At 55.5% G+C, this 18,787-nt stretch carries 17 protein-coding genes; 12 read left to right on the top strand and 5 right to left on the bottom strand.

Annotated features, from left to right (window positions below; translation table 11 throughout):
- Positions 1-139 precede the first annotated feature (139 nt).
- The 12 genes from mobA to PAT3040_RS17100 all read left to right on the top strand — a co-directional run bounded on the left by mobA (position 140) and on the right by PAT3040_RS17100 (position 10,502).
- The gene (mobA, locus tag PAT3040_RS17155) at positions 140-790 is read left to right on the top strand and encodes a molybdenum cofactor guanylyltransferase (RefSeq protein WP_258235011.1); all 651 of its coding nucleotides are present in this window, start codon (positions 140-142) and stop codon (positions 788-790) included.
- A gap of 22 nt (positions 791-812) precedes the next feature.
- The gene (gene pflB, locus PAT3040_RS17150) at positions 813-3,083 is read left to right on the top strand and encodes a formate C-acetyltransferase (RefSeq protein WP_108993676.1); all 2,271 of its coding nucleotides are present in this window, start codon (positions 813-815) and stop codon (positions 3,081-3,083) included.
- Between the two features lie 29 nt (positions 3,084-3,112).
- Positions 3,113-3,853 (top strand): pyruvate formate-lyase-activating protein, encoded by a 741-nt coding sequence (gene pflA, locus PAT3040_RS17145; RefSeq protein ID WP_108993675.1) that lies wholly within the window; start codon positions 3,113-3,115, stop codon positions 3,851-3,853.
- A gap of 130 nt (positions 3,854-3,983) precedes the next feature.
- Positions 3,984-4,694, top strand: coding sequence for a Crp/Fnr family transcriptional regulator (locus tag PAT3040_RS17140; RefSeq protein WP_087566603.1), 711 nt, complete (start codon positions 3,984-3,986; stop codon positions 4,692-4,694).
- A 157-nt stretch (positions 4,695-4,851) separates the two neighbouring features.
- On the top strand, positions 4,852-5,355 hold the full coding sequence (locus PAT3040_RS17135) for a hypothetical protein (RefSeq protein ID WP_108993674.1): 504 nt from the start codon (positions 4,852-4,854) through the stop codon (positions 5,353-5,355).
- Complete coding sequence (locus tag PAT3040_RS17130; protein ID WP_108993673.1) at positions 5,352-6,002, top strand: response regulator transcription factor; 651 nt, start codon at positions 5,352-5,354, stop codon at positions 6,000-6,002. Before PAT3040_RS17135 ends, PAT3040_RS17130 begins: the two co-directional genes overlap by 4 nt.
- A gap of 37 nt (positions 6,003-6,039) precedes the next feature.
- The gene (locus tag PAT3040_RS17125) at positions 6,040-7,128 is read left to right on the top strand and encodes a PAS domain-containing sensor histidine kinase (RefSeq protein ID WP_108993740.1); all 1,089 of its coding nucleotides are present in this window, start codon (positions 6,040-6,042) and stop codon (positions 7,126-7,128) included.
- A gap of 241 nt (positions 7,129-7,369) precedes the next feature.
- On the top strand, positions 7,370-7,927 hold the full coding sequence (locus tag PAT3040_RS17120) for a DoxX family membrane protein (protein WP_373271247.1): 558 nt from the start codon (positions 7,370-7,372) through the stop codon (positions 7,925-7,927).
- Between the two features lie 35 nt (positions 7,928-7,962).
- Positions 7,963-8,163, top strand: coding sequence for a hypothetical protein (locus PAT3040_RS17115; protein ID WP_087566599.1), 201 nt, complete (start codon positions 7,963-7,965; stop codon positions 8,161-8,163).
- Positions 8,164-8,295: 132 nt separating this feature from the next.
- Positions 8,296-8,715 (top strand): hypothetical protein, encoded by a 420-nt coding sequence (locus PAT3040_RS17110; protein WP_087566598.1) that lies wholly within the window; start codon positions 8,296-8,298, stop codon positions 8,713-8,715.
- 42 nt (positions 8,716-8,757) lie between these two features.
- Positions 8,758-9,714, top strand: coding sequence for a sugar kinase (locus tag PAT3040_RS17105; protein WP_108993672.1), 957 nt, complete (start codon positions 8,758-8,760; stop codon positions 9,712-9,714).
- Positions 9,714-10,502 (top strand): DeoR/GlpR family DNA-binding transcription regulator, encoded by a 789-nt coding sequence (locus PAT3040_RS17100; protein ID WP_108993671.1) that lies wholly within the window; start codon positions 9,714-9,716, stop codon positions 10,500-10,502. Before PAT3040_RS17105 ends, PAT3040_RS17100 begins: the two co-directional genes overlap by 1 nt.
- 97 nt (positions 10,503-10,599) lie before the next feature.
- Here PAT3040_RS17100 and PAT3040_RS17095 read toward each other — a convergent pair whose 3' ends face one another.
- From PAT3040_RS17095 to PAT3040_RS17075, 5 genes are read right to left on the bottom strand one after another with little or no spacing between them, the layout of a single operon-like run.
- Positions 10,600-12,978 (bottom strand): glycoside hydrolase family 16 protein, encoded by a 2,379-nt coding sequence (locus tag PAT3040_RS17095; protein ID WP_108993670.1) that lies wholly within the window; start codon positions 12,976-12,978, stop codon positions 10,600-10,602.
- 50 nt (positions 12,979-13,028) lie between these two features.
- Positions 13,029-15,065 (bottom strand): DUF5107 domain-containing protein, encoded by a 2,037-nt coding sequence (locus PAT3040_RS17090; RefSeq protein ID WP_108993669.1) that lies wholly within the window; start codon positions 15,063-15,065, stop codon positions 13,029-13,031.
- A 19-nt stretch (positions 15,066-15,084) separates the two neighbouring features.
- Positions 15,085-16,728, bottom strand: coding sequence for a response regulator transcription factor (locus tag PAT3040_RS17085; RefSeq protein WP_181376680.1), 1,644 nt, complete (start codon positions 16,726-16,728; stop codon positions 15,085-15,087).
- A 59-nt stretch (positions 16,729-16,787) separates the two neighbouring features.
- Positions 16,788-17,603, bottom strand: coding sequence for a carbohydrate ABC transporter permease (locus tag PAT3040_RS17080; RefSeq protein ID WP_108993667.1), 816 nt, complete (start codon positions 17,601-17,603; stop codon positions 16,788-16,790).
- Positions 17,604-17,618: 15 nt separating this feature from the next.
- Complete coding sequence (locus PAT3040_RS17075) at positions 17,619-18,530, bottom strand: carbohydrate ABC transporter permease (RefSeq protein ID WP_087566591.1); 912 nt, start codon at positions 18,528-18,530, stop codon at positions 17,619-17,621.
- Between the last annotated feature and the right edge of the window lie 257 nt (positions 18,531-18,787).

The raw sequence follows: 18,787 nt of genomic DNA, 5'->3' as shown, positions 1-18,787 counted from the left end.
TCTAGTCCGCCCGCCGGATCCTACCGGCGGGTTTGTTTGTGAATGCCCCCTATAAGTTCGAGCGATCCAATTACCGACATAAACCTAAAATCGTGATTTTTTTCACAGCGCCAATATGCTCCTTTATGGTGAAATAGAGATGATCAAAGCAATAGCGGGAGGAGTGATCTCATTGTTATCCGGCGTTATTCTGGCTGGCGGCGCACACCGCGGAACGAACGGAAAAAATCGCGCATTCCTCACAATCGGGGGAGAGACTCTGCTGGAGAGGCAAATTCGTGAAATGAGAACCTGCTGCGACGAAATAACGATCGTGACAGGCGAGCCGGATTTATTGCGCCGTTCGGTGGACCGGGATGTCCGTATTATCAGCGATTACTTCGGCGGCGAGGGGTTGCTTAGCGGGTTCCATGCAGGCATTGCCTTGTCTGGAAATGAGGAAGTGTGGGTGCTGGGCTGTCATATGCCGTTCCCCTCATCACAAGCAGCTATGCTTCTCTACTCGCGAATGATGCAGGGGGGAGGCCTGGCGGCAATTCCGTTTATTAGAGGGGCGGCGATTCCGTTGCACGGGATTTACGATAGATCCGTGTCCGAGATTAGCGGCAAGCTGCTGGATCGCGGGCGGACGGAGTTTTCCGAGCTGCTTGCGGCCATTGACGTTGTCAAGGTTGAAGCCTATTCATTCGAGAGCGAAGGAGTAAACGGCAAGTTCGCAAGATCCGTTAGGACGGATGAAGAGTATCAGGCGATTGTTGCGGAAAGCGAAGCTCGAATAGTGAAAGCGTGAATCTGAAGTGGAGGCGAATAGAATGGCAACGACGGAGAAGGATAGAGCGATCAGAACTACTGTGAACGAAGCTTGGCGGGGGTTTGCGTTCGGCGAATGGACGAAGGGAATCGACGTTAACTCCTTTATCGAGAAAAATTTGACGTCCTACGAAGGGGACGAGCGCTTCCTGGCCGGACCGACCGACCGTACGACTTCTTTGTGGGATCAAGTCAGCATCCTGCTTAAGGAAGAACGCGAGCGCGGCGGCGTGCACGACATTGATGTTCATACCATATCGACGATTACCTCGCATGGTCCCGGTTATATCGACAAGGAGAAGGAGACCATCGTCGGGCTGCAAACCGACGCGCCGCTCAAACGTTCGATTCAGCCGTTCTGCGGCATTCGGATGGCGATTGACGCATGCGAGGCGTACGGCTATAAGCTGGATCCCGAGATCGAAGCTATATTCCGCGATATTCGCAAGACGCATAATCAAGGCGTATTCGATGCTTACACGACTGAGATGAGGCTTGCCAGGAAGGCGGGTATCGTCACGGGGCTGCCCGACGCTTACGGCCGCGGCCGCATCATTGGCGATTACCGGAGAGCCGCGCTTTATGGCGTGGATGCGCTCATTGAGGCGAAGAAAGCCGATCAGCTGGCGCTTGAGCCGGATGTGATGAGCGAGGATGTCATACGTCTCAGGGAAGAGCTGTCGGAGCAGATTCGGGCGCTGTCGGAGCTTAAAGAGATGGCGGCCGCTTACGGGTACGACATTTCGAAGCCGGCCCGCAATGCAGGCGAGGCCGTGCAATGGCTTTACTTCGCTTATCTTGCCGCCATCAAGGAGCAAAACGGCGCGGCGATGAGTCTGGGCCGCGTATCGAGTTTCCTCGATATCTATATCGAGCGGGATCTGCAAGAGGGCACGCTAACGGAAGCGGGCGCACAAGAACTGGTCGATCACTTCGTCATGAAGCTGAGACTTGTAAAATTTCTTCGCACGCCGGATTACAACGAACTGTTTAGCGGCGATCCCACTTGGGTGACTGAGTCCATCGGCGGCATGGGGCTGGATGGCCGTACGCGGGTAACCAAGAACTCGTTCCGCTTTCTGCACACCTTGTACAACCTGGGACCGGCTCCCGAGCCGAACTTGACCGTCTTATGGTCCAAGAGCCTGCCCGAAGCCTTTAAGACGTACTGTGCGCGCGTCTCGGCCGAGACCAGCTCGATCCAATACGAAAACGACGATCTGATGCGTCCGCAATTCGGCGACGATTATGGCATCGCTTGTTGCGTATCGGCCATGCGGATCGGCAAGCAAATGCAATTTTTTGGCGCCCGCGCGAATCTGGCGAAGGCGCTGCTATACGCGATCAACGGAGGCAAGGACGAGAAGCTTGGCATTCAAGTGGGGCCGGTCATGGCGCCGATCATATCGGAGGTGCTGGATTACAGCGAAGTGATGGCCAACTTTGATCTCGTAATGGATTGGCTGTCCAAGCTGTACATGAATACGCTGAACGTCATCCACTACATGCATGACAAATACGGCTACGAGCGCATCGAGATGGCGTTGCACGACCGGGATATCGTCCGGACGATGGCTTGCGGCATCGCGGGCTTGTCCGTTGTGGCGGATTCGCTCAGCGCAATCAAACACGCAAAAGTGCGGCCAATTAGAGACGAGCGCGGCATTGCCGTCGACTTCGAGATTATCGGCGACTATCCGCAATACGGCAATAACGATGATCGCGTAGACGACATAGCGGTTTCGCTTGTAGAAGGTTTCATGAATCGGCTGCGCGGTCACAGGGCGTATCGCGATGCGATTCCGACGCTGAGCGTGCTGACAATTACGTCGAACGTCGTCTACGGCAAAAAGACGGGAACGACGCCTGACGGCCGCAAAGCCGGAGAGCCGTTCGCGCCAGGGGCGAATCCGATGCATGGCCGGGACCGCAAGGGCGCCCTCGCTTCGCTGGCTTCCGTGGCCAAGCTGCCTTACGAGCACAGCCTGGACGGCATATCGAATACGTTCTCGATTATTCCCAAGGCGCTCGGGAAGGAAGAGGAGGTTCGCCATCGCAACCTGTCCGCGCTGCTAGACGGTTATGCCGCAAGCGGCGGCCATCATCTGAACATCAACGTCTTCAATCGCGAGCAGCTTCTGGACGCGATGGAGCATCCGGAGTCGTATCCTCAACTCACAATCCGGGTCTCGGGCTACGCGGTCAACTTCATAAAGCTGACGAGGGAGCAACAGCTTGACGTCATCGGCCGTACATTCCACGGAGAAATCTAGATTAAACATGCGATAGGAGCGTGGCACTCATGTCAGGACGAATTCATTCGATAGACACTTTTGGAACGGTGGACGGACCTGGCATTCGCTTCGTCCTGTTCATGCAGGGCTGCGCTTTGCGCTGCGACTTCTGCCACAATCCCGATACTTGGGACACGGCGGGAGGAAGGCAGGTGGAGGTTGAGGATATTCTTAGCGAGATTGAGCCGTACTTGCCATACTACCAGGGTTCGGGAGGAGGCATAACGGTAACGGGAGGCGAGCCTACCCTGCAGGCGCCGTTTGTCGCCAAGCTGTTCAAAGCATGCAAGGAGAGGTTCGGGCTTCATACGGCTTTGGACAGCTCCGGCTTCTGCGACCCTACTCATGCAGGGGAGCTGATGAGTTATACGGATCTTGTGCTGTTGGATCTGAAGCAGCTTAATCCGGATAAGCATATCCGGTTAACCTCGCAGCCTCATGATCGCATTTTGAAATTCGCAAGCTGGCTGTCGGAAATCCGCAAGCCGGTCTGGATCCGCCACGTCCTTATACCCGGACATACAGACGACAAAGAGGACTTGAGCCTGCTGGGACAATTCATGGGCGAACTAAGCAATGTCGAACGGCTCGAGCTGTTGCCGTACCACGAGATGGGCGTGTACAAATGGGAGCGGCTCGGCAAGGACTATCCGCTGGCAGGCGTGCGGCCGCCCGATGAGGAAGAGGTCAAGCGGGCGCGTCGCATCATCGAGGAGTCCGCCCGCTCAGTCGGGACGGCTCATGCTTGACAGGGATCCTCGCCATCCGTCGAATATTCAGGGAGATTCCTCCCGTTTAATCAGTGCATTCCCCGATGCGGCTGCTGCGGTCCATAGCGTATGATAAATATAGAAGAAACGTACGGGAGGGATTGGCGTCATGACAGTGACTGCGGGAAGACAGAGCGGATTCGGAGCGATATTGACGGACGAGAGCTTCGAGAGGCTGCGGGGCATCATGTACATCAAGAGCGTAGAAAAGGGCAGCTGCCTATTCTGGGAGGGAGACGCAGCCGACAAGCTGTTCTACATTTTCGAAGGCCGAATCAAATCGACGAAGATGTCTGACGCAGGCCGATCTTTGACCCTCTATCTGCATCAAAACGGAGATCTCATCGGTCAGATGGAGCCTTTTAAAGATTCCACGCACAGCACCTCTGCAGAGGTGACGGAGGATGCCAAGGTGGGCGTTATCCAGCGCAAGGATCTGGAGACTCTGCTCTGGCAGCATGGCGACCTGGCTTTGGAATTTATGAAGTGGATGGGGCTGATGCATCGGCTGACCCAGACGAAATTCCGTGATCTCATGTTGTTCGGCAAGACCGGCGCCCTCTGTTCGTTGCTGATCCGTCTATGCAATTCTTACGGAGAAGAGAACGAAGAAGGTATCCGGATCGATCTGAAGCTCAGCAACACAGAGATGGCGGACATGATCGGCGCAACCCGCGAGAGCGTCAATCGGATGCTTGCCGATCTTAAAAAGGAAAATGTGATTACGTACAAGGACGGCCACTATACCGTAAATCGGATTGAATACTTGAAGGAAGTATGCTGCTGCGAGAATTGTCCGAAGGAAGTATGTCGAATGTAACGTAGTTAGGAGTGCGTGTTCAAAAGTCCGGTTTAAGACTTTTTGACCAATCTCTAGAAGTCCCCGCCCGCAGACAGCCGGCGGGGACTTCTCGTTAACGATGCGGCCGGGCGCATACCCAGGTGGGGACAAGCGAGGCTTGAGAGGAGGAGCAATTGTGGAGTCATGGGAAGCTCTAAATGGTTACGATAGGTTGGCAACGGCGCTGGAAGATGCTGCACGGGAGCTAGGAGGCGATTTTGCGGCATTGGCGAAGCTTGTCTTACCCGATCGAAGAGGCAGATGGATCAGCACTTATGGAGCAAGCAGCTCACGCCTTGCGCGAATGGAGCTGAGATCGGGCTTGGGTGTAGGCGGCATGGCTATACGGCTCGGAGTACCCTATCAGGCAAGCGCAGAGAAAAATGCCCATATGCTTGGCGAATGTCCCGTCATGCTGGCAGAGCGGCTGGCAGCCGCGATCGCCATTCCTTTGCCTGCGCCCGCGAACGAATACGGAAGCAGCGTTCTTGTGGTTGGCAGAAGGGAGGAGGCGCATTCGTTTGAGGAGATTAAAATTCGGCAAATTTCCTCCAAAATGCCATTATGGATTGAACTATCGGCACTCTGGCGGTATGATGGGGGGAAATGGAATTTCATGATGAATGGAGGAGTGGGATGATTAGGATTGTCATCGTGGATGACCATGCCATGGTTCGTTCCGGCCTGAAGATGCTGCTTAGCAGCAAGGGAGAAATCGAGGTCGTGGCAGAAGGCGCCGACGGAGACGAAGGCATTCGGGCGGCGATGGAGCATCATCCGGACGTCGTCCTTATGGATCTGAGCATGCCTCAAGGGAAAGACGGAATTACAGCTGCGTCGGAGCTCAAAAAGCTGCTGCCCGATGTGGCTGTTCTTATGTTGTCGATGCACGACGATTCGGAATATCTATTCCGCGCGATTGAGGCGGGGGCATCGGGGTACGTGCTAAAGAGCGCTCCCCACGAAGAGCTGCTGAACGCGATTCGCACCGTAGCGTCGGGGGCAGCCTACTTGTATCCGTCGGCAACCAGGCAGCTGATGAATCGTTATGTGGCTGGCGCGAAAAAGGATGCAAGCGACGCCTTCGACTCCTTGTCGGAGAGAGAGAGGGAAGTGCTGTCCCTTGCGGCCAAGGGATATGGCAATAAAGAGATCGCCGAGCTTCTCTTTATTAGCGTGAAGACGGTAGAGTCTCATAAGAGCAACGTCATGGAGAAGTTGGGACTGAAGACGCGGCCGGAGCTGATCCAATACGCTATGAAGAAGGGACTGCTGCAATTTGACTAAAGGCGAGAATGCTGGGGAGAGCCTTCAAGGCAACAGAATGATTGCGGGGCGGGTCGACGCTTTGTTGTCCCAGCTGGCAGACCATGTAAGTGACGTGAGGTTCCGCGAGGAGCTGCGCCAGTCGCTCAAGCAACTTGCGGACGTGAAGTTTGCGCTCGATGAATCGTCGATTGTAGCCGTTACGGATGCGAGAGGCAAAATCGTATACGTGAATGATAAATTTTGCGAAATTTCCAAGTATCCGCGCGAAGAGCTGATGGGAAAAGATCATCGGATCATTAATTCAGGTTATCATCCCAAGTCGTTTATGCGGGAGCTTTGGGCGACGATCGGTTCGGGCAAAGTATGGTCGGGCGATATTAAGAACCGCGCCAAAGATGGATCGAATTATTGGGTGAATACGACGATTGTGCCTTTTGTCGGCGAGAACGGAAAACCGTATCAGTATTTGGCCATCAGAAGCGAGGTTACCCGTCTCAAGAAGGTGGAGGAAGAGCTGAAGGAGACTCTGGAGAAGGTGTTGACGATCCAGGAGGACGAACGCAAGAAGTTTTCCAGGGAGCTTCACGACGGCATCGGACAAAGCTTGTTCTCGTTGCTCATCCAGTTGGATCGCGTCATTGCGAATCCGGATCGGGAAGTCGGCGATTTGCGGTTCTTGCGGGAAAATGTAGCCGGCATCATCGAGGAGGTCCGCGGTCTTGCATGGGAGCTGCGCCCATCGGTATTGGATGATATGGGCATTGAACCGGCGATTCGCTCGTATATCGGCAATTATGAGTCGCATTACGGCATCGAAATCGATTTTAAATGCAAGCTTGCGACCCGTCTCGGTATCCGAGTCGAGACGGTGATGTATAGAGTTATCCAGGAGGCGCTGACGAATATCGCCAAGTATGCAGACGTGTCTGATGCCGCGGTATCGATTCTTGAAGACAGCGAAGAGGTTGTAGTCCGGATCGTCGATGATGGCGCCGGCTTCGATACCACTGCAGTCTCTGTAGGCGTAGGACGCTTTAGCATGGCAGAGCGGGCCCGGATAGCCGGAGGCAGTCTTAACGTGGAGTCGGAGCTTGGCAGGGGAACGATCGTTACGCTCAGAATTCCGCATTCGCGGAAAAATTAATACATTGTGATTTAAATCACATACCCATTCAAAATCGTAGCTTATAATAAGAATCAAGAAGGAGGTTGAAGGCCATGAACAAAACGGCTTTCGTCATCGGATGCCAAGGAATCCGCTTCGCCAGAGTCAAGCGGCGATCCTGGCGCAGAAAATCGCAAGAAGTCGTATTCGTCTAAATGACGGATTCCTCTACTCAATAATGTGAAATAAATCACATACTATACTATGGGAGTGAACAATCATGATGAAATGGCTGAGAGAAAATGTGTACGCTGCTGGTATCGTAACGATTGTAAGGTTGATTGTCGGCTGGGCTTGGCTGGATGCGGGCTTCCATAAACTAAAAGGCGGCTTTGATGCAACAGGATACTTGAAAAACGCCGTTGCCAACCCTGTCATGGATAAAGCAACGAACGAACTGGTGTATCCGACATTCACCAAATTCATCGAGCACTTCGCATTGCCTAACGTAAAGCTCATTAACATCTTGATCCCCGTCGGTGAGTTCCTGGTCGGCGTAGGGTTGATCGTCGGCGGACTGACGGCGGCGGCCGCTTTCTTCGGACTCGCGATGAACTTCATGTTCCTCTTCGCGGGAACGGTAAGCACAAACCCTTGGCTGGTACTGCTGGGCGTAATCGTACTCCTTGCAGGAACCAACGCCGGCAGATTCGGACTTGACCACTACCTGCTGCCGATCATTCGCAAAGGCTGGCTTCGTGTAAAAGGCAGAGGCGGAGCGGCGGGAACGGGAACAGGAGCGGGAGCGGGCGGCAAACTGAACGGAAATACGCTTTAATACGATCACAATTCAAGGAAGCGGAGGCGTTGAACATGACTGCACAGGCAAAGAACGAGGACGTCGACAACGAGCTGACCCAATTCATGCTGCATCATTGCTATACCTGTCCCGACGCGAACGAGTGCGACACGGAGGCCAGATGCCGGGCTTGCATGGAGGAGAAGCGAGAGAAGAGGGAGGAGGAAGAGGGAAGGCAGCTGACTCGAAATCAATTAAAAGAATACGCGCTGTAAAGCGCGAAGCGCCTCAAGAGGCCGAGGGAAACCACGGCGCCTGAGGCGCTCTTTTTTTATCGTACATTTGAAAATATCGCGGATTCTGATAAACTATTAGCTATAGGTAAATTGAAACAGGAGGAATAGGACATGTATGAAGCAATGGTATTGTTACACGTGTTAGGAGCAGTCGGAATGGGGTTTTATGTCGTGCTGCCGATTATGCTGGGGGGAGCCTCCAAAAGCGACGGGAACGGACAAGCCGGTTTGGCGAAGGGACTATTATCCGCCAATCGCATTGCGCAATACTTTCTCATTGTGCAGCTGCTGACGGGCGGATATCTGATGTCCCAAGGCGATTACGCCGTCGCCTGGATGATTATCATAACGCTCTTGTTTCTTGGCATTGCCGCTCTCGGCGGAATCGCATCCAAGCCGCTTAAGGGAATCGTATCGGCTATCCAGTCGGGTCAAAGTACGACAGCTTACGTCAATAATGCAAAGATCATGAGCTTGATTATTCTCGTGCTATATGTAGCAATCGTTTATTTTATGGTATTCCGATTCTAAAATAATAATTTGAGTTGTTAGTACATTGAGGGGGAAGTTGCCGTGCGTGAGGGTTCACCACAGATTGTAACGTTCGGAGAGACAATGGCTCTCTTTATGCCGGAAGAGCACAAGGCGATTGAGAGGGCTTCCAAGCTTGAGCAAGGGTTCGGAGGCGCGGAAAGCAACGTGGCCATCGGACTTGCAAGGCTGGGTGCTTCCGTAGGCTGGTTCGGCGCGCTTGGCAACGATCCGTTTGGCAAGCTGATCTTGAAAACGCTTCGCGGCGAAGGCGTCGATGTATCCCGCGCCAACCTAAGCGGCGAAGCGCCGACAGGGATGATGTTCCGCGAGCATGTGGCGGGCCGTCTCGCCGTCCATTATTTCCGCAAACATTCGGCTGCCAGCCGCATGCGTCCCGAGGATCTCGACGAGGACTACATCCGCGGAGCGAAGCTGCTTCATATCACCGGCATTACGACCGCGCTCAGCGATAGCTGCCGCAGTACGGTCCGCCGCGCCATAGACGTCGCCAAGGAAGCGGGCGTGCAGATCAGCTTCGATCCTAACCTTAGGCTGAAGTTATGGTCCATCGAGGAAGCTCGCGAGACCTTGCTGCCGCTTATACAGGAAGCGGATTATTTCCTGCCGGGCTGGGACGAGCTGAAGCTGTTGTATCAGACCGACGATTACAAGGAGGTCAAAGCCAAGCTTGCAGAGCTTAAGGCAATCAGCGTAGTTAAAGGAATGGGAGACTCGACGATAGTGCTTAATAAAGGCGAAGAGACTTCCATTCCTTTCTACCCTGCGGAGCAGGTTGTGGATACCGTCGGCGCAGGCGACGGCTTCTGCGCGGGTTTCCTTGCGGGACTGATGAAGGGCATGTCGCCCGTAGAGGCCGTTCGTCTCGCCAGCATTAACGGCTCGCTCGTCGTTCAAATGCGCGGCGATTGGGAAGCGCTGCCGGAATGGGACGTCGTGGAGCAGCGGATGTCGGCGAAGGCTTGGGTGGAGCGCTAATGACGACGGAGCTTACCGGAGGTTCCAAAGGCCAGCGACGGAGGGAAGCGATTTTGCAGCTGTTAAAGCAGCAGGGACGCATTACGATTACGGAGATGGTGGAGCGGTTCGGCTGCTCGGAGGCGACCGCGCGCAGAGATTTGGAGCAGATGGAAGGCGTATATCCCGTCATTCGCACGATCGGCGGAGCGATGTACGACGGCATGGGGACAATGCGGGAGCTGCCCTTCGCGGAGAAAGAAGGACTCTCCATCCTCGAGAAGGAGAAGATCGCGGCGCTTGCCGCGACGCTGATTCACGAAGGGGACGTCATCGGCCTTTCCGGCGGGACGACCAACTTCCTGCTGGCGAAGCTGCTCAAGCTGCGCAAGGGCATTACCGTCGTGACAAACGCGGTCAATATCGCGATGGAACTGGCAGGCAGTCAGATCCAGGTTGTCGTAACGGGCGGCATTATGCGCCATAACAGCTTCGAGTTATGCGGGCCTTTGGGCGAAGGGATGATCACGAATCTCCATATCGGCAAGATGTTCATCGGCATAGACGGCATCTCGGCAGGGGGCGGCATCTCTTCTTACTCCGAGCAGGAGGCGCAGATCGCGAAGGCGCTTATCAAGCGCTCGCAGGAAACGTACGCCGTATTCGACCACACGAAGAGCAACCGCAACTCGTTGTTCTCGGTAGCGGGCGTCGCAGAGCTGAAGGCTGTCATTACCGATAGGCCTCTGTCGGGAGACCTCGCCGCAGAGCTTGAGAGGCACGGCGTTACGGTTTATGTAACGGACTAGTATAAAACAGCGGCAGTCCAGGACTTTTCTATCGTCCAAGGCATGCCGCTGTTTTATTTTAAAAGGCAAATCCAATGCGTTCCGTAGCAGAGACCCGCTATTCCATCATGACATTGTCGAAGTAGAAGGTGCCGGTCTGCTGTTTATAAGCATGCAGCACGACGCGTACCTGGGAGCCGGCGGCGGTAAAGGTGAGCGACTTGTTCTGCACCAAGCTGCGGTAGTCGCCGACCTCATGAACGGCTGAGCCGTTGTAAACCCGCAAATAGCCGTATGTCGCGTTATCCGAGCTCCACATGTCGGCGCTGATCGTATAGGATTGGTTCGGCGTCACGGCTACGTATTTCTCGGATTCGGCGGAAAAGGCGGTTGACGGGCTTAGGTTCAGCTTACCTCCCGAGATCAACGCCGATGCGGGAGATGCCGAAATATCCGTCCAGCCGGTCGTGTTCGAGAAGCCGCCATTGACGATCAAGTTCGGGCCGGAGGTCGGAGTGGGCGTGAGCGTAGGCGTCGGACTTGGCGTTGTTGTCGGACTCATCGTAGGCGTAGGAGAGGGACTTGGCGTAATCGTAGGCGTTGGATTCGGCGTCGCTGTCGGCGAAGGCGTGCCGCCGGTAGATTGCGCCTTAGGATACTGGTCGAAAGAAGCCCAATCGTTCGTGCCAGGGAAATACGATTCCGGAACGGCGACGTCGCCCGCTTGGTTGAACGGCGTAATGCGAACCCAGTCGACGACCATCTCCGTCGTGTCGAAGTTGGCTTTGCCCGCCCAGTTGCGAGGGAACCACGCCGCAATCCAGAATCTTGCCGTGTTGGTTGGGACATGCGTATAGGTCGTGTTGACCAGTTGATCGTCGACGTAAAATTCGACGCGCGGCGTCTGGCCGGAGTCGCCCGTATGCCAATCGAAGCGATACGTATGGAACTGGCCGTCGTCCTGAGGCGAACCCAGATCGGTGTAGTTGGTCGTATATTCGTCTTCGTTCTCGCCGACCCATGTATTAAGAAGCGCCTTGCTGAACGAGAAGTTTTCGTGCGCGGCGTTCGGCCGTCCCGGGAATTCGATGTCGATCTCGTGATTGATCGCGTAGTAGCCGTCATCGTCGATGCAGCCCACCGGCTTGCATTGGAAGCCGGGATCGGCCGGATACAACTCCTGGTAATGGAAGGTCCAGAGGGCCGACGAGACGCCAAACTTCGGAGCAACCTTCATTCGCACCTCGTACGAGCCCGAGCCGTAGTAGGCGTTGGTCGCCACGGCGGCTCCGACGCGCTTGCCGTCGGTTCGCTGGCTGCCGTCCTTGTTGATGCCCATGACGGGTCCGGTGTATTTGTTGCCATGGGCTTCGAGGATCAGATTGCCGTCACGCAGCTTCACGTTCTGCGGCACGACGCCGCCGTTAAAGCTCATCTGCCCGCCGAGCTGCCCGCCCCAGTTTTTATTGGCGATCTTCCATTTGCCGGGATCCAGCGCATCGCCCGTGAAGTCGTCGAACAAAACGTCGGTCTGGGCGGCAGGATCACGGTCGGACCAGCCGTCGTTCGGGAACGACTCCGGAAACCAATCGTCGCCGGGCTGCTCGAATGGCGTAATGCGTACCCAATCGACATCCAGCGTCTCGGTGTCGAAGTTCGGCGTGCCCGCCCAGTTGTTCGGGAACCAGGCGCCGATCCAGAGGCGGCTTGCGTTGGTCGGCACATGGTCGTAGTTGGTCTGAAGCAATACGTCGTCGATGTAGAACTCGACGCGTTTCTGCTCGCCGTCGCCGCCCGTATGCCAGTCGAACCGGTACGTGTGGAACTGGCCGTCGTTGACCGCTTGCCCTAGCTCCACATATTCAGTCGTATATTCGTCTTCGTTTTCTCCGATCCACGTATTGAACAGTCCGCGATCGTAGGAGATATTGGTGTGCGCGGGACCGGGTCTGCCCGGGAACTCCATGTCGATCTCATGGTTGACGGCGTAATAGTCTTGCCCGCCAACGGGCTTTTCCTTGTAGGCGGGATCTCCCGGATAGAACTCTTGATAGCTGAACGTCCAGATCGCGGAGGCAACGCCAAGCGAAGGCGCAACCTTCATGCGAACCTCGTAGCTGCCCGAGGCAAAATAATCTTTGGTAGCGATCGCTCCGCCAACGCGCTTGCCGTCGGCGCGCTGCGAGTAGTCCTTGTTTATGCCTTTGACAGAACCGGAATATTGATCTCCATAAGCCTCAATGATCAGCTTTCCGTCGTCAACCGACACGTTCTGAGGCAGAACGCCTCCGTTGGCGCCGCTGCCTCCCCATTGTCTGTAAGCCTTCAGCCATTTGTTGGTGTCGAGCTCGTCGCCTTCAAAATCGTCGAAGAACACTTCTGTCCGATACGCGTTCGTAGAGTTCGGTTTCTCCAGCGCTATCATCCCCATTAATAGCGCGATGACCAGGAAGGCGATTGCAGGTACAGAATAAAATCTGAATTTTACACTCACCATTCATTCCTCCTAATTGTGAAATTCCTCTGACTGAACGAGCTAGCATTCTTCTACTCGCCTACAATCCGGAAGTCGATATTGTTAGGCGGCGGAAAGGACAGCTTCACCTCCTCGATATGCTGCTCGCCGAACGGTTCTCCGAGCTCTTTCGCAAGCTTCCTCGCGTGATAGCCGTACCAGAGATCGATGATCAGCAGCTCCCCTTCGCGGATGACAGCGAATTCCTGCAGGAACAGGCGGTTGATAAATGCTTCTTCTCCCAGCTCCAGCGCAGCCGCCCCGACGATGATCTGAATGCGGTCCGCGGATTGTTGCTTGCCCGGCAGAGATTTATAAAAGCTCCAAGCATCTTGGTAGCGTTCGGCCTCGATCAGAAGCCGGATATATTCTTCGGAGAGCGCCTGATCCGGGAAGATTGGAGTCAAAGACAGCGCCTCGTCCCAATAGGCTAGTGCTTCCGCCAGCTTCCCGTCGCGTCGCATGGCTTCCGCCAGATTGCGGTACGCCCATATGGACGGCTGCAGGGAGAGCGACGTACGCCACGCCTCGATGGCTTCTTCTTCGCGGCCATGCTCGTATAACATGACGCCGAGATGGAGATGCTCGTTCCAGCTGCCATGGCGGACTGTCGACACAATGTCGGACAGCAGCGTCAACCACTCGTCCTGTACCATCCAGGAGCGCGGCTGCTCTTCTGGTGTTCGCTCCGGCATGCGACCATCCGCGAGTAAGCGGAGCCAATCCGCATATTCGGCATCCGCGTCTTCCGGATCGAGCGGAGGGAATACAAAGCCTTGCGGCAGCGATCCTCGGCCTTGCCGCTCGCGGCGAGCCTGTTCGAGCGATCCCCAGCCGGAGCCCGCGAACAGCGTTTCGCCAGGCGGCTTCAAGCTTTCCTCCGCCAGCGTTTCGTGCAGCCTCAGCAGCTCCTCTTGCGGAATCCGCAGCTCCACTTGATCCCGGACATATCCGTTCGCCGGGTGCCAGTCTGGTCCGATCGCCCGATCGGCGGCCACGTCCGACATGCCGAATACTTGGGTAAACGACCATTCCGTGTCCGGGGGCATGTCCATCCCATGCATTTGCGTCGGAGCGAAGCCGCCTTGAATCTCGATATAGTTGCCTTCGCCGGGACGCGACAGGAAGTCGCACCAGCGCCTGCCGCCTGCATGATGGCCCCAGCAGAACATCTTGCGGTAACGCAGCAAAGAAGAAGAACGCTCGTAGAACATCCTGCCGTCTTCATAGACGACGGCTTCCCACGGCGCCTTGGCCGTCTCCGGCGTTTGGAAAAAATATTCGTTCGAGAACGGGAAGTTCATCGGATACGACACGTCGACGCCGGGAACGGTCGGCAGCTGGGGAAGGGTGCCTAACCCGAACCCTTTGACGCCATGGTCGATATAGATCACCTCGTCCGTTTCCGAAAATACGCGGGCCTGCGATGTCTCCGGAACTGCGATATTCGTCCACCAGTACATGGGTACCGAAACGTCGTTATCGTTGACGATCCGGACATGGAGTTGCAATTGCTCCGATCCGGGAGGCAGGTGGAAGTCCATTTGCCAGAACACGTTTTTGCAGCGTTCGTAATCGAACAATCGAAGGAACTCATGGCCGTTTGCGTCGGCCAACTTGGCGGCGTGCATAGGGGAGCAGGTGCCGAACGTATGACCAACCTGCCCGATGTTCCATTCGATGCCCCCCGAGAACCAAGCGTTTAGAATCGCGAGATTGCCGGGTCGGAAGACGGGATTGGCATACAAGATATCGCGATTGGTCTCTTTGTCGACGAGGGAATACAGCCTGCCGCCATAGCGGGGGAGAAAGGTGGCGCGCAGCTTCTCGTTCTCGAGCACGATCGTTTCGATATTCATCGGCTGGAGCTTGCGAGAGTAACGGTCTTGCATTCGGTAAGGCAAGTAGCGCTCCCCCGTCTCGTATCCGAGCTTTTCGCGCTGCCGTTCGGTCAATGTGCCGTTGTCGTTCGTTTCCCGGTTCCGATTGCGGCTCATGAACATGGGCAGCGGATTGTTGCCTTCTATAGGGGCTCCGTCCAACTGAAGCATGGATGGATACACAGCCATGAATCTCAGCCTCCTGGCGTTAGGTATGATGGCCCTCCAACACGTTTTTGCGGTATTCGGAGGGGCTTACGCCGACCATTTTCTTAAACAGCCGGTTAAAATAGAAAGGGTCCTCGATCCCGACCGACAATGCGACTTCCTTGATGCGCGCGTCTCGTTGCTTCAGGAGCTCCACGGCGCGGTCTATTTTGAGCTCGTTAATATATTGAAAAATGCTCTTGCCGGTATCCTGCTTAAAGATCCGGCAGAGATAACTTTCGTTGAGGCTGACGCTTGTTGCCAGCATATCCAGCGTCATCTTGTCGTCCAGGCGCTCGTGCAGGATGGCGATGACCTGCAGCACTTCCTTGCGGCAACTATGCCGCTTGGCGTCCCGCAGCATGGATGAGAGATGGCGCAGAGCATCCTGTGCCGCTTCCGTGACCTGTCCCAGCGATTCGGCCTGCATAATGCGCTGCCTGAACGCTGTCATGGAGCCGCCGCCAGACGACTCGCCGCTGCGGTCGTTCAGCTTTCGCCACTTGGCGACGATGTGCTCCAGATCGGTAAACAGAATCAGGAAGACATTGCATACGAGTTCCGGCGCGCAGCACGCATCCGACATTTCGCCCAGCATGCCGGACATTAGTGCATCGAGCCGTTCTCCGTTTTCTTCTTCGAAGGCGGACTTGAAGCCGGCGGACCAATCGGGAAACCGCGTGCCCGTCAGCCTCTCGTCAAATGTGACGGAAGAAGCCGTCAGCACGAACCCCGCCTCTCGGTAGAAGCTGATGACGGACGCGCCGCGGCATATCCGGAATTGCTCTCGCAACTGGCCCAGTCCGTCAAACCGACCGCTGATCGCGACGTTGACGTCCAGGTTCAAATACGTGCGTATTAGCCTAACGATATGGGAAGCAAGCTGCAAGCTGTCCACGCCGTCCTCGGTCCAAGTCGTATCATACAGCAGGGCGGCATAGTGCCCGTCGCCAAAGTCGACCAGTTCCATGTCGGTCACGTTCGACGCGATCTCTTTGATAATATTGATGACGGAAAAGTGCAGCAGCTTTCTGTTCTTCAGCTTGCCGGTCGCCAGCGTTTCCTTGTATCTGCAGATGGAGACGTAAAACAGATGCCCCTCCAGCCGGTCGAGCGGAATGGAGCATCGCTCCGCTTCGCGGATGGAGTCCTTTAATCCGCCGTCGTCCTCCAGAAGAAGCTCCTTCCAGGCAGCATTGCGCTTCTCGAGTTGCGTTTCGGTCAACTCGTGCTGAAGGCGCAGGCGATGCTCCCGGTCCTTGCGGTCCCGGGACAACAGCTCGCCCGCCTTGCCGATTGCCTGGAGTAGATCGTCGGGCCGCAAAGTCAGCTTAAGCAGGTAGTCTACAGCGCCGATCTTCATCGCCTCCCGGACAAGCTCGTAATCGCCATGGTTGCTGAGCACGACGCTTCGTCCGGAGAAGCCGCGTTCCGCCAAGGCGTGCAGCAGCTCGATGCCGTTCATGTTCGGCATCTTGAGATCGGTAATGACGATATCGATCGGGGAGGCATCGATTAATTGAAGCGCTTGTTTGCCGTCGGCGGCGGTGTCAACCAACTCCAAGCCGTTTTCTTCCCAGGAGATCATGGTGCGCATGGCAACCCGGATTGTCCGTTCATCGTCGACGATAATAACGCGCAGCATCGCCATCCCTCCTTCGTTCTATGTTGCGGATATAGAACCAATTCGAGCGAAGAGTGCCTTTATCCTTTAACCGCGCCTACCGTTATGCCGGATACGATTTTACCCGAGATAAAGATGTACAGTACGAATGTCGGAACGAATACGACCATCGAAGCGGCGAAGATGCCGGCGTAGTTGCCGGAATTGGTAAAACCCTGAACGATGGATTGCAGAGCCAGCGCCAACGTGTGCGTCTTTGGGTTGTTGGCGAAGATCAGCGCGAAAATATAGTCGTTCCAGATGGCGATGAAGTTGAAGATCGATACCGTGATGAGGCCAGGTTGGGCGACGGGGAGCATCACCTTGACGAACGACTTGACCGGACCGCAGCCGTCGATGGCGGCTGACTCCTCCAGCTCCTTCGGAATGGAGGAGAAGAAGCCCGACAACAGGAAAACGCTGAACGGCACGTTGGTGCAAATATAGATCAGCACAAGCGTCAGGAGGGAGCCCGTCAGCTTTAGCTGAACGAACATGGTGAACAACGGAATCGTGATAAGCAGCGCCGGGATGGACAGGGCGGACAGGAACATCGTCTCCACCAGTCTTCGGCCCCGGAAGCGGACTCTGCCCAAGATGTAGGCGGCAGGCGCCGCGACGACGAGGACGCCTACGCATGCGCTCACCGTGTAGATAACGCTGTTGAGGAAATAACGGCCCATATTCATGTCTTTGAACAAAACGAGATAATTGGAGACATGCAGGCCGCTCTCGAACAGTTCATTCGTGAAGATGCCTCTTGTCGTGCTAAACGACGCCAGGATGGCGAAGCCGAACAGGACGATCGTGAACATCAGCCAGAGATAAAGCGGGACGTAACGGATTTTATTGGCCATGGCGAAGTCCTCCGGTTAATATTCGAGACGCTCTTGGCGCCGGAACAAGAAGTTGATGATGGCCGAGATGACAAGAATGGACACCGTAATGATAACGCCGACGGTTGCTCCCGCCCCTACGTTAAAGGCAGACTCCTGATAGACGCTCGACTTGGCGCCGAATACCTTGATGTACATGTAGTAGCCGGGCGTCATCGTCTCGGGACTTTCCTGCCCGAACGTGGCGGACCAGACGAAGAAGTTGATCGCTGTAATCGTCCAGAGCACCAGGGTCATGCGGAAAACATCCTGCAGGAGCGGCAGAGTGATGCGGAAGAACTTGGTCAATGGACCGGCTCCCTCCAGCAGCGCCGCCTCGTAGAAGTCATGCGGGATACGCTCCATGCCCGCGTTCAGCAGCAGCATAAAGTAGCCGATGGAGCCGAAGCAATAAGCGATCAGCATGGACATAAACAGGTGGTCGTCGCTCGTCCATTGCAGATCGGCGAGGCCGTCCAGTCCGAGGAAGCGGAAGACGGTCGTCAGGAACCCGTAGCTGGAATTGAAAATGTAATGCAGCCAAACGACGCTAAGCACGACCGGTGTGACGGTGTTGGGCAAATAGACGAGCGACCGCCAAAAGCTTTTGCCTTTGACGCCGGACGACAGAATGGCAGCGAAGAGAAAAGCGAAAACCATGACGATGATGCCGCCGATCAGCCATATTTTGAACACGTTCCAGGCCGAATCGATGAAATAGGAGTTGTGGAGCAATTGCCAGTAGTTGTCGAAGCCGATAAACGACCAGTCCGACATACGGCTCGCGATGTTCGGGATTTCGAAGAAGCTCATGAGCAGCGCGCGAACGGTCGGATATAGGAAGATGCAGAGGTACAGCACGACCGCCGGCAGCAGAAATAAGGCAATGGTCGATCTGGTGATGCGCATGTCGTTTCCCTCCTGGGTGTAAAATGGGACCGAAGACGACCTGTATGCAGCAACTCTCGCGAATTGCTGCACATGGTCGGCACTGCCCCCGGATTAGCCCGCGCTATGGAATTTCTTCGCCTCGGCGCTCATCTTGGCGACGTATTCTTCGGCGGTCATCTTGCCCGAGACAAGCTCCATAAAGACGGGGATGATCGTGCTCATGGCAAGGTCGGCGTTATTATTGATGCCGGCTCCCCATGGCTGATTCAACTCCG

Origin of the sequence: Paenibacillus agaridevorans (assembly GCF_003112455.1) — a bacterium.
GTDB classification, from domain to species: Bacteria; Bacillota; Bacilli; order Paenibacillales; family Paenibacillaceae; genus Pristimantibacillus; species Pristimantibacillus agaridevorans.
The sequence above is the reverse complement of the archived record's forward strand: the minus strand, read 5'-3'. Positions and strand labels throughout refer to the sequence as shown.